Origin of the sequence: Streptomyces polygonati, assembly GCF_042650325.1 — a bacterium.
Classification (GTDB): Bacteria; Actinomycetota; Actinomycetes; order Streptomycetales; family Streptomycetaceae; genus Actinacidiphila; species Actinacidiphila polygonati.
This window is the reverse complement of record NZ_JBHSBB010000022.1, coordinates 127,806-138,861: the sequence shown is the minus strand read 5'-3', so window position 1 is coordinate 138,861 and position 11,056 is coordinate 127,806. Positions and strand designations below refer to the sequence as shown.

Genomic DNA, 11,056 nt, shown 5'->3' with positions numbered 1-11,056 from the left:
ACAACCGGGTCTTCACCCCCGAGCGGCCGGCCGCGCAATCGGCTTGACTTCATCATTGAGACTCCCGGTGGAGCGATGGGCCCGGCGGCGTCCGCGGCGACGGATGCCCCGGGGTGGAGGCCCCCCACGGCGACAGTACGAGCCGCCCTGCCCCACGGTGAGGAAGGACACACGACAAAACGGGGCGGGCCGGGCGGCCGGGGCGTGGGTGCACACTGGGGGAATGCCTGAATTGCCGGAAGTCGAGGCGCTGAGCCGATTCCTCGGGGAAGAGCTGGTCGGAAAGACGGTCGACCGGGTCCATCCCGTGGCCGTGCACGCGCTGAAGACATACGACCCGGCGGTGACCGCCTTCGAGGGGCGGACCGTCGACGGGGTGGAGCGGTACGGGAAGTTCCTCGGGCTGCGGGCCGGCGAGCTGTATCTGGTGATGCACCTGGCCCGCGCCGGGTGGGTGCGGTGGAGCGAGAAGCTGCCGGAGGCGCCGCCCCGGCCGGGCCGGGGGCCGCTGGCGCTGCGGGTGCGGCTCACCGAGCCGGCGGGCACCGGGTTCGACGTGACCGAGGCCGGTACGCAGAAGAAGCTGGCGGTGTACGTCGTCCGGGACCCGCAGGAGGTGCCGGGGGTGGCCCGGCTGGGGCCCGACCCGTTCGACGAGGCGTTCACGCTGCCGGTCTTCGGGGCGCTGCTCACCGGGGAGCGGCGGCAGATCAAGGGTGTGCTGCGCGATCAGGGGGTGATCGCGGGAATCGGCAACGCCTACTCGGACGAGATCCTGCATGTCGCCCGGATGTCGCCCTTCAAGCTGGCCGCCAAGCTCTCCGAGGAGGAGGTCGGCCGGTTGTACGAGGCGATCGGTACGACGCTGGCGGACGCGGTGGAACGCTCCCGGGGGCTGCCGCTGCGCGAGCTGAAGGCCGAGAAGAAGAGCGGGCTGCGGGTGCACGGGCGCAAGGGCGAGGCGTGCCCGGTGTGCGGTGACACGATCCGCGAGGTGTCGTTCAGCGACTCCGCGCTCCAGTACTGCCCCACCTGCCAGACCGGCGGCAGGCCGCTGGCCGACCGGCGGCTGTCCCGGCTGCTGAAGTAGCCGGAACGGCAGCTGTACCGGGCGGGGGCGGGGCGGGGCGGGCCGGCGGTGCCCCTGCCCGGCGGCGGCGCGGTCGCCGGGCGCCGCTCACACCCGGTCGATATGCACATTCGTCGACTTGACCCGTGCCACGGCCTCCGCGCCGACCTCCAGGCCCAGCTCCTCCACCGCTTCCCGTGTCACCAGGGAGACCAGGCGGTGCGGGCCGGACTGGATCTCGACCTGGGCCGCGACGTCGCCGAGCTTGACCGCCGTCACGATGCCCGGGAAGGCGTTGCGGACCGAGGTGAAGGACGGGTCGGCGTCGGCCTCCGCGCCGCCCTGGGCCAGCTCCACCGAGAAGGCGGCCAGGTCGCGGCCGTCGATGAGCCGGCGACCGCCTTCGTCCCGGTGGGTGGCGACACGGCCGGCGTCCGCCCAGCGGCGGGCGGTGTCCGGGCTGACGCCCAGCAGGCGGGCGGCCTGCCCGATGGTGTACGACTGCATGCCGCCACCATAGGGCCCGGGCCGGGGAACGCGCCGCGCCGTCAGGCCTCCTCGTGCAGGACGTCGCGCCAGGAGTGCTCCGGTGCGTAGCCCAGGGCGTCGCGGGCGCGGTCGATGCTCAGCAGGGTCTCGTACGTGCCCAGCTCCCGGGTGAGTTCGACGCCGGGGAAGACCTCGGCGAGCAGTTCGGCGGAGGGGCGGTTCATGATGGTGTCGGCGGCGGCGATGACGAAGGCCGGGGACCCGCTGAGCGGCGCGGCCAGGGCCAGGCGGCAGGCGAGCGCGACATCGCGGGCGTCGACGTATCCCCACAGATTCCACTTGCGGGAGTGCGCGTCGGACCAGTAGCCGGGGATGAGCTGGTAGTCGCGCTCGGTGTGGACGTTGGACAGCCGCAGCGCGACGAAGGGGATGCCGGACCAGGCGGCGATGTGGCCGGCGGTGGTCTCGCTGGCGGTCTTGGACAGGGCGTAGGTCGAGGTGGGGAAGGGGTAGTGCTCCTCGTCGACCGGGGCGTAGCGGGGCGGGGTGTCGAAGGGGAGGCCGAGGGTGGTCTCGCTGGAGGCCCAGACCACGCGGGTGAGCTTGTTGTGGGCGGCGGCCAGGAAGACGTTGTTGTTCATGGCCAGATTGGTGTTGAGGGTGTGCGCGGCCGGGAAGAGGCCGGGCGCCGGGATGTTGGCGAGGTGGACCACGGTGTCGACCTCCCGCAGCGCGTCGACCGCCTGCCCGTAGTCGGTCAGGTCGGCGCACAGCAGGGGCGCTCCGATGACGGCCATCCGCTCCCGGTCGGCGGGGCCGGCCACGATGTCCACCGCGACCACGTCATGACCGTGGGCCAGCAGATCCGCGACGACGACCTGGCCGGTCTTTCCGCTGGCTCCGGTGACGGCGACTGTGCTCATGGGTGGGCTCCGTAACTTCTCGCGATGCGGGCGGTCCGGCCGCTTCCTGGCGGGCGCCGAAGAGGATCTCAGCTTGCCACAGCCGCCCCGGAGCGGGTTTTCGGCCTGTGGACAACCACACGTCCGGCCCACCCCACCTGCGCCGCTGGCCCGCTCCCGCCCGCTCCGGCAGCCCCGGGCCGACGCCGTGTCAGCCGTCCTGGGCGGACCCCGGTCCCCGGGCCCGTCCGCGCGGGCCCGGCGGTGTCCTAGGGTGCCCCTACGCTGAGTCGATCCGGACCGGCGTGAGGGGAGGGCATCGTGGAAGCAGGCGTGGCGGTGGGGCGCGGGGCGGCCGCGGTGCTGGCCCGGGCCGGGGCGTTGCGGGGCGCCGCACAGGAGCTCGTCCGGGATTACGACGCGGCGCGCGAGGCGGTGGCCCAGGCGCTGGTGCCGATCAGGGACGGGCTGGTACGGCGGGAGTTGGCGGTGATGCCGGTCGCGCGGCTGGCGGACGCCACCGAGGGGCGGCTGCGGATCGGGGCGCTGGAGAAGGCCGGGTACGAGACCGTCGGCCGGGTGTACGAGGCGAGTGCCTACGAGTTGAGCCAGTTGCCCGGGGTCGGGCGGACCACGATCGCGCAGGCCCAGGCGGCCGCCGCGCAGCTCGCCGCGGCCGTCGAGGAGGCGGTCGCGGTGCCGCTGGTCGCCGATCAGCGCGGGGACGCCGCGAGCGGGGCCTTGGTGGTGGCGCTGCACCGGCTGGTCGCGGCGGGGCCGCAGGTCGTGCGGGCCAGGGAGACCGCGGGCCGGGTGGAGGCGGAGCTGACCGCGCTGATGGCGGCGGCCCGGCCCGCGCGGGGGCGGCTGACGATGCTGGTGGCCGGGCGGCAGCGGCGGGACGGCGCCCGGGCGGCGCTGCTGCGGCTGGACGAGGTGCTGCGGGGCGCGGCGGCGGACGGCACCGGTCTGATGTTCACCCAGGCGTCGGTGGATCTGCTGCGGGCACCGGGCTCCGGACCGGACGCGGTGACCGAGGCGTGGATCGACTTCGAATTGCGGGCGGCCGAATTCCACGGCCTGCTCGGCGAGTTCGGCGGCCCGGCGCCCGACGCCGCGGCGGCGCAGGGCTTCCTGCCCAGCGAGCTGGCCGAGCGGGTGCGGGCCCAGCCGCTGGACGACCGTTTCCGCCGGGTCTCGCTGCGCGGCTATCAGGCGTTCGGCGCCCGCTTCGCGCTGGCGCAGCGGCGGGTGGTGCTCGGCGACGAGATGGGCCTGGGGAAGACCGTGCAGGCGATCGCGGCGATGGCCCACCTCAAGGCGGAGGGGCAGACGCACTTCCTGGTGGTGTGCCCGGCCAGTGTGCTGGTCGGCTGGCTGCGCGAGATCGAGTCCCGCAGCACCCTGCGGGCCTACCGCGTGCACGGCCCGGACCGCGCGCTGGCGCTGAAGGACTGGCTGGCCGAGGGCGATGTCGCGGTCACCACGTACGACGCGCTGCGCGCCCTGGACCCGCTGCGGGACGCCCCCGGTGAGCCGCTGGGCATGCTGGTCGCCGACGAGGCGCACTACGTGAAGAACCCGGAGGCGGCCAGGTCCAAGGCGCTGGTGGCCTGGACGGAGCGGGCCGACCGTGTCCTGCTGATGACCGGCACTCCGATGGAGAACCGGGTGGAGGAGTTCCGCAATCTGGTGGGCCACGTCTGCCCGGAGCTGCTGCCGCAGGTGCGCCGCAGTCTCGCGGCGGCCGGACCGCAGGCGTTCCGCAAGGCGGTCGGTCCGGCGTATCTGCGGCGCAATCAGGTCGATGTGCTCAGCGAACTGCCGGAGCTGGTCAGGGTCGACGAGTGGGAGGAGCTGTCCACGGCGGATCTGGTGGCCTACCGGGCGGCGGTGGCCGCCGGGAACTTCATGGCGATGCGCCGGGCCGCGTACGCCGATCCGGCCCGTTCCGCCAAGTTGCAGCGGCTGCGGGAAGTGGTCAGGGAAGCCGCCCAGCACGAGCTGAAGGTGGTCGTCTTCTCCTACTTCCGCCCGGTGCTGGACGCGGTGGCCGGCACACTGGGCCGTTCGTCCTCCCCGGTGATCGGTGCCATCACCGGCAGTACACCGGCCACCGAACGGCAGCGGCTGGCCGACGAGTTCACCGCCGCGCCCGGCCACGCGGTGCTGCTGGCCCAGATCGAGGCCGGCGGGGTCGGCCTCAATCTGCAGGCCGCCTCGGTGGTGGTGCTGTGCGAGCCGCAGATCAAGCCGACGACCGAGGAGCAGGCCATCGCCCGCGCCCACCGGATGGGCCAGATCCGCCGGGTGCGGGTGCACCGGCTGCTCGGCGCGGACAGCGTGGACCAGCGGATACTGGAGATCCTGGCCGGGAAGTCCCGCGCTTTCGACGCCTACGCCCGGCTCAGCGACACCGCCGACTCCGCTCCCGAGGCGCTGGACATATCCGAGCAGTCGCTGGCCCGGCTGGTCGTTGAGGCGGAGCAGCAGCGGCTGGCCGGAGCGGGTGTCCCGGGCGCCGTCCGGGTCAGCCTGGCCAAGGGCCCGGTGGCGACCGGCGCACCGGCCGACCACGCGCCGGCCGGGAGCATGCAGGCCGGCCGCGTACAGGCCGACCACGCGCTGCGCGACGACGACGCGTAAGGCGCCGCACAACACGTGGCCGGGGTGAAGGGGCGCGCGGCCGGCCCATGGCGGGACCGGACGGGGAGGTCCGGTCGGGAAGGTCCGGGGCCGGCCGCGCGGGACGGCTCGGATCAGGCGCTGTAGATCTCGAGTTCGGAGAGCTGTGCGGCCGGCCACCCGCTGTTGGCGGTGAAGTTCAGCCGTACGTACCGGGCGGAGACCGCCGTCGGCAGGGTGATCGTCACCGTGTTGCCCGTCGCCGGGTTGAAGGTGAAGGTGCCCCCGGCCACCGAGTTGAGCGGCGGTGTGCTGGTGCCGGTCGCCACCGTCAGGGTCTGGGTGCGGGTGCTCCACGCGGTGGCCGGCGGCAGCTTGAGCACCAGTCGCTTGACCTGCCCGGGAGCGCCGAGGTCCACCTGGAGCCACTGCGGGAAGGCGTTGTTGGCCGACTCCCAGTAGCTGTTGGGGTTCCCGTCGTTGGCGTTGCTGGGGTAGTACACCTGGGTCTGGCTGCTGGCCGACATGGGTTTGGCCAGCGCCAGGTTGGTGGCCGGGGTGGTGCCCGCGTCCGTGGTGACGGAGACCTGGTTGGACGGCTGGGAGATGTCGCCCGCCGCGTCGAGGGCCTGGACGTCGAAGGTGTAGGCCGTGGCGGGGGTCAGGCCGGTGACGGTGAAGCTGGTGACGTTCCCCGCGGTGCTGCCGACCGGGCTGGTGGACGAGCCGGTGACCGACAGGACGCGGTAGCCGGTCACGGCCACGTTGTCGGTGGAGGCGGTCCAGGCCAGCGTCACCGAGGTGCTGGTGTGGGCGGTGACGTGCAGACCGCTCGGCGCGGTCGGCGGGACGGTGTCGCCGCCGCCGGACAGGACGGGCTGGGTGGGGCGGGTGGCGGTGAGCGCGATCTGGCCCTTGAGCATCTTGCCGCCGTCGCCGGTCAGCCGCAGGTAGTAGTCCGAGGAGCAGGCGGTGCCGTCCTCGTCCAATGCCAGGAACCCGGAGTTGGTGGGCACCCAGGCCTGCGACTCGGCGGTCTTGGCGATCTGGTTGCCCTCGTTGTACTCGTCGAACATCGAGATGTAGACGCTCGGCACCCCGGCCCTGACCATGTTGTAGAACTGCCGCCACATGAAGTCGCCGTGGGCGCGCTGGCGCAGCAGGACCGCGCCGGGCAGTACGCACGGCTGGTAGTCGATGCCGTGCGCGTTGCACTCGGCGAGGTCGGGGACGGTGGCGACGTTGTAGAAGTTGTCGGCGTCGGAGACGTTCCCGATCCGGCCCACCATCCACGGCGAGAGCATGTGGAAGGCGTGGTAGACGTCGGAGAAGCCGGGGCGGGAGTCGCGGTCGCCGGTCCGCCACCAGGTCGGCACCCCGCCGATGACGTAACAGCCCTGCGACTTGAACCAGTTGACGACGTCCAGGCACGACGCGGCGTCGAAGGGGCGCTGGTTGTCGGCGAAGCCGAAGCCCCAGATGCAGACGACCGGCTTGCCGTTCTGGGTGGCGTAGGCCGATGAGGCGGTGTGCGCCTTCATCTTGTTGGTCCAGTCGGTCTTGATCTCGGACTGCATGTTCGTCCAGTCCGAGACGTCGTACATGATGTAGAACTTCCGGCCGTGCGACTCGGCGGCGCTGCGCACCTTGACCGCCATCGCGTCGCGGGTCGGGCCCTCACTGCCATTGGGGTTGAAGCGCTGGAGCGCGGCGGTGTCGATGTTGTTCTGCTGCAGCCACAGGAAGTGGGTGTCGACCGTCTGCTGGTCGTAGGAGGAGAACAGGTTGGCCGGCTGGCCGTTGCCGAGGTTCGCGTACGCCGACTGGTAGGTCTTGGTGTAGTCGCGCACATCCGGCCAGGCCACGATGGTGGTGTTCGACGGGGAAGGCGGCTGGCCCCCGTTGGCGCTGTAGTGCCACCAGGTGTTGATCGGGGCGCCGTCGCCGATGCAGGCGAACCAGCCCTGATAGCCCACCGTGACCTTGCCGACCACATCACCCGGTCCGCTGGCGGCCGGGCTGACGGTGGCCGCGGTCGCGGACCCGGCCATGCCGAGCGCGGCCAGCCCGGCCGCGGCCGATCCTCCGGCCGCCGTGCCCAGGAACGTACGACGTGACACACCCATCTGGACTCTCCTCCGATCGGCGCGACTCCCACTCTGCGCGGCTGATCGGAATCGGCAGCGGTTCGGAAGTCTGGTGCCCGGGATCGTAACGACGTGGTTACGGGTGCGCAATAGATCGAACGTAAGGCGAAATAATTGACAGAAGTCGTGCAAGAAGTCCCCAGATGGCAGCCTCTGGCCAGATTCACAAGATTGGAACCGGGCTCTCAGCCCATGCAAAGAAATCGTTCGTACGGTGCTCTCCATGAGTCAGGAACGGTCGTCGGACGACGGCGGAGGCCACAAGGACGGCGAGGACGGGATAGGCGCGTCGCTGGACGCCCCCGGGAGCGTGGATCGTTGGTGGACCCGGCAGCTGGTGGTGTCGGTCGCCGCGCTCGCCGTGATGGCGACGCTGACACTGACCGCCATCGTGCACCCGCCGTCGGCGCGGGCCGGATCACGCGCGGAGTCACCGGCGGCGTCGACCGGGCCGAGCGGGCCGAGCGGGCCGCTGGCGGTGACGACCACGACGGAGGCCTCCGACCTGCCGGCGTCCGCCTCCCCCGCGCCCCCGGCCTCGCCGCCGGCTTCCCCGCCGCCGCCCCCGCCTTCCCCTTCGCCGAGCGCCACCGTGCGGGCGACCCCCGCCGCGAGCACCGCGCCGCCCCCCGACCCCCAGCAGGCGCTCGCCCGGGCGATCGAGGACGTGCCCGGGAGCGGTGACGGGAAGCTGTCCGTGGGCGTCGCCGATCTGGACGGCCCGGCGAAGGCCACGTACGACAGCGACAGCGGGGACAGGGCCTACGACACCGCCAGCATCGTCAAGGTCGACATCCTCGCCACCCTGCTGCTCCAGCACCAGCACGCCGGCACGAATCTCAGCGCCGGACAGCGGAATCTGGCCACCTCCATGATCGAGGTGAGCGACAACGACGCGGCCGAGGCCCTGTGGGAGGCCATCGGCGGCGCGCCGGGGCTCGGTTCCGCCAACGCCACCCTGGGGCTGCGGCACACGGTGGGCGGCGACGGCGATCTGTGGGGGCTGACCCAGACCACCGCCGCCGATCAACTCACCCTGCTCCGCGCGGTCTTCGGCGCCGGCGGATCGCCCCTTTCCGCAGCGTCCCGTACGTATATGAAGTCGCTGATGACGTCGATATCGGCCGGCCAGCGCTGGGGCGTCTCGGCCGCCGACTCCGACGACGCCGGCTATGCCCTGAAGAACGGGTGGCTCCAGCGCTCGGCCACCGGGCTGTGGGACATCAACAGCATCGGCCTGGTGACGTACGACGGCCACCGGCTGCTGATCAGCGTCCTCTCCTCGGGCCAGGGTTCGGAGGGCAAGGGCATCGACCTGGTGGAGGCGGCGGCCTCGGCGGCGGCGAAGTCGTTCACCGCCGCACTGCCGCACTGACGCGATCCGGCCATCGCGCGGCCGACACGATCCGGTCCCGATCCGCTCGTGAACCGCCCGTGATCCGCCCGTGATCCACTCCGGCGACCTTGTCAATGTGGATTGACGTCGCGTCCTTTGTCAGTCTAGGCTGACAGGCATGGACCTTACCGAGGTGGTGAATTCGGACGACCCCGCCGTCGGCCTGCGGGCCGTCGGGGCGCTCCACCGGCTCGCCGAGCAGGTCGAAGCCGCGCATGTGGCGCTGGCCCGGCAGCAGGGGTGGTCGTGGGAACAGATCGGTGACGCCCTCGGGGTGTCACGCCAGTCGGTACACGCGAAGTACGGAAAGTGAGGTCGTCATGCCGGAAAGCGCCACCGCCGTGCCCGCTCGGCTCAAGACCGTGCTCGAACTCGCCCGCCAGGAGGCCGACCGGCGGGGGGACCGCCGGATCGGCACCGACCAACTCCTGCTCGCGCTCCTCCACGACCAGGACGCGCCGCCGGCCCGCGCCCTGGGGGTGACCCTCGACCAGGGGCGGGAGGCCCTGGACGCCATGGACCGGGCGGCGCTGGCCGCCCTCGGCATCCACTTCGACGGGCGGCTCGCGCCGCGACCCGTCCGGGGCCAGCGCCGGATGTCGCTGAGCTCCTCGGCGCGCACGCTGCTCGTCCGCGCGAAGGAGATCTCCGAAGGGGAGCGCCGGGGCCGCCGCATCGACTCCCGCCATCTCCTGCTGGCGCTGCTGGCCACCCGGCACCCCGACCCGGCGGCCGACCTGCTCACCGAACTGGGCCTGCGCGGCCCTGAGATCAGCGAGCGCCTGGCCGGCTGCTGAGCCCCGCGGACCGCGCGGCGGGAAGCCCCTATGGATGCGGCTAGTCCGCGACGTCGACCAGCACCTTCCCGATCGCCCCGGCCTCGACCGCCGCGTGCGCGTCGCCCGTGCGCTCCAGCGGGAAGCGGTGCAGCGGCAGGCCCGCCTTCTCCCCCACCCTGATCGCGTCGTCGGCGAGGGCGGCGGTGACGGCGGCCACCGCGTCGTCCTTGGCGGCGGACGGCACGGCGTAGACGAGGACGCCCTGCCAGCGGATGTTGCCGGTCATCGACGCGCGGATCGGGACCTCCATCGCCGGGCTGTCGCTGGCGTAGAAGGCGACCACGGCGTCGGGGGCGGTCACCGCCAGGTCGAGCTCGGCGTTGGCGGCGGGGGCGACCTCGACCACGATGTGCACCCCGTCCGGGGCGAGCCGGCGGATCTCGGCGGCCGCGTCCTGCTCGCGGTAGTTGACGACGTGGTGGGCGCCGGCCGCGGTGGCCAGCGCCGCCTTGTCGGGGCCGCTGACGGTGGTGAGCACGGTGGCCCCGGCCCAACGGGCCAGCTGGATGGCCGCGTTGCCGACCGCGCCCGCGCCGCCGGCCACCAGCACCGTACGGCCGTCGAGGGCGCCGGGGGCCAGCCGCCGCGGGCCGCCGTCGGCGACGGTGAGCGCGCGGTGGGCGGTGAGGGCGGGGACGCCCAGGCTCGCGCCGAGGTCGAAGGAGGCGTGCTCGGGGAGCGGGACGGCCTGGCGGGCGGACACCGTCTGATACTGCTGCGCGGTGCCGTCGCCCCGGCCGACGGCGGTCTCCCAGAGCCAGACGCGCTCGCCGACCCGGCTCGGCGGGACGCCGGGGCCGACCGCGTCGATGACCCCGGAGCCGTCCTGATTCGGCACCTTCTCGCCGTCGGGGGCGGTGCCGCGCCGCGCCTTCCAGTCGGTCGGATTGACGCCGGAGACCCGGACCCGGACCCGGACCTCGCCGGGGCCCGGCTCGGGCAGCGGGCGGTCGGTGAGGGTGAGGACGTCGGGGTCGCCGGTGGTGGTGTAGATGATCGCCTTCATACCCCGTACAGCCGCCCGCCCGGCGGGTTTCTTCCCGCGGAACGCGATCTTCGCTCCATCCGGGTATCCGCGCCGGGCAGGGCGGGTTGGGACCCCGGGAGGCGGCCGGCGCCGACTACCCGGGCTCGGGGACCGCCACCCGGTCCGCCGTCGGGGAGACGCGCGGGGCGCGCGGGACGTACGTGCCGGAGGAGCCGCCGTGGCCGCGGTGGATCAGCAGGCCGGTCAACGCGTCCGGCACCGCGTCCAGCGCGGCCCGGGTGCCGGGCAGCGCCTTCCAGAGCAGCCAGTCGCGCTCCTCCGCGAAGGCCACTTCGAGCACCACGCCCCAGCTGTGCTCGAACCATTCCCACGACGCCGCGCCGTTGGTGACCAACGACTCGGCGAGTGTCTGCGCGTAGGCGTCGCGCCACGCGGCGGCCGAGGTCTCCGCGTGCTCGGCGTCCAGGATCTCTATCGACCACCAGTCCGCAGCTGTCATGCCTTCGACCATAGACACGGGCCGGGACAGCCGGAAGGGGTACGAAGCTCCCGCCGCGTGATCTTTTACGGTGATATGCGCGGACGCTCCCCAGCCCGCTCC

General features: G+C 72.9%; 10 protein-coding genes. 5 read left to right on the top strand and 5 right to left on the bottom strand.

From position 1 onward, the window contains the following. The first annotated feature begins 223 nt into the window (after nucleotides 1–223). Nucleotides 224–1,090, top strand: a complete 867-nt coding sequence (locus ACFO3J_RS28080) for an Fpg/Nei family DNA glycosylase (RefSeq protein ID WP_386435000.1) — start codon at nucleotides 224–226, stop codon at nucleotides 1,088–1,090. An 87-nt stretch (nucleotides 1,091–1,177) separates the two neighbouring features. Here the strand turns inward: ACFO3J_RS28080 and ACFO3J_RS28075 are convergent, their stop codons facing one another. Together ACFO3J_RS28075 and ACFO3J_RS28070 are read right to left on the bottom strand one after the other, a co-directional pair. Beyond that, entirely contained in the window at nucleotides 1,178–1,576 is a 399-nt protein-coding gene (locus ACFO3J_RS28075) for a TOBE domain-containing protein (RefSeq protein WP_386434997.1), read from the bottom strand. A gap of 41 nt (nucleotides 1,577–1,617) precedes the next feature. Continuing rightward, nucleotides 1,618–2,481 carry an NAD-dependent epimerase/dehydratase family protein gene (locus ACFO3J_RS28070; protein ID WP_386434994.1) on the bottom strand — a complete coding sequence of 288 codons (864 nt, stop codon included), beginning with the start codon at nucleotides 2,479–2,481 and terminating at the stop codon, nucleotides 1,618–1,620. 297 nt (nucleotides 2,482–2,778) lie between these two features. Here ACFO3J_RS28070 and ACFO3J_RS28065 point away from each other — a divergent pair, with 297 nt between their 5' ends. Beyond that, the gene (locus ACFO3J_RS28065) at nucleotides 2,779–5,106 is read left to right on the top strand and encodes a DEAD/DEAH box helicase (RefSeq protein ID WP_386435032.1); all 2,328 of its coding nucleotides are present in this window, start codon (nucleotides 2,779–2,781) and stop codon (nucleotides 5,104–5,106) included. Nucleotides 5,107–5,219: 113 nt separating this feature from the next. Here ACFO3J_RS28065 and ACFO3J_RS28060 read toward each other — a convergent pair whose 3' ends face one another. Beyond that, nucleotides 5,220–7,211 carry a discoidin domain-containing protein gene (locus ACFO3J_RS28060; RefSeq protein WP_386434991.1) on the bottom strand — a complete coding sequence of 664 codons (1,992 nt, stop codon included), beginning with the start codon at nucleotides 7,209–7,211 and terminating at the stop codon, nucleotides 5,220–5,222. Between the two features lie 244 nt (nucleotides 7,212–7,455). Here ACFO3J_RS28060 and ACFO3J_RS28055 point away from each other — a divergent pair, with 244 nt between their 5' ends. The 3 genes from ACFO3J_RS28055 (at nucleotide 7,456) to ACFO3J_RS28045 (ending at nucleotide 9,425) form a co-directional block, all read left to right on the top strand. Then, nucleotides 7,456–8,607, top strand: a complete 1,152-nt coding sequence (locus tag ACFO3J_RS28055) for a serine hydrolase (protein ID WP_386434988.1) — start codon at nucleotides 7,456–7,458, stop codon at nucleotides 8,605–8,607. A 139-nt stretch (nucleotides 8,608–8,746) separates the two neighbouring features. Next, nucleotides 8,747–8,941, top strand: a complete 195-nt coding sequence (locus tag ACFO3J_RS28050) for a helix-turn-helix domain-containing protein (RefSeq protein WP_386434985.1) — start codon at nucleotides 8,747–8,749, stop codon at nucleotides 8,939–8,941. A 7-nt stretch (nucleotides 8,942–8,948) separates the two neighbouring features. Then, a complete protein-coding gene (locus ACFO3J_RS28045) occupies nucleotides 8,949–9,425 on the top strand; it encodes a Clp protease N-terminal domain-containing protein (protein WP_386434982.1) in 477 nt (158 codons plus the stop codon). A gap of 40 nt (nucleotides 9,426–9,465) precedes the next feature. Here the strand turns inward: ACFO3J_RS28045 and ACFO3J_RS28040 are convergent, their stop codons facing one another. Further along, a complete protein-coding gene (locus ACFO3J_RS28040) occupies nucleotides 9,466–10,473 on the bottom strand; it encodes an NADPH:quinone reductase (protein ID WP_386434980.1) in 1,008 nt (335 codons plus the stop codon). Nucleotides 10,474–10,588: 115 nt separating this feature from the next. Beyond that, on the bottom strand, nucleotides 10,589–10,954 hold the full coding sequence (locus ACFO3J_RS28035) for a hypothetical protein (protein ID WP_386434977.1): 366 nt from the start codon (nucleotides 10,952–10,954) through the stop codon (nucleotides 10,589–10,591). Between the last annotated feature and the right edge of the window lie 102 nt (nucleotides 10,955–11,056).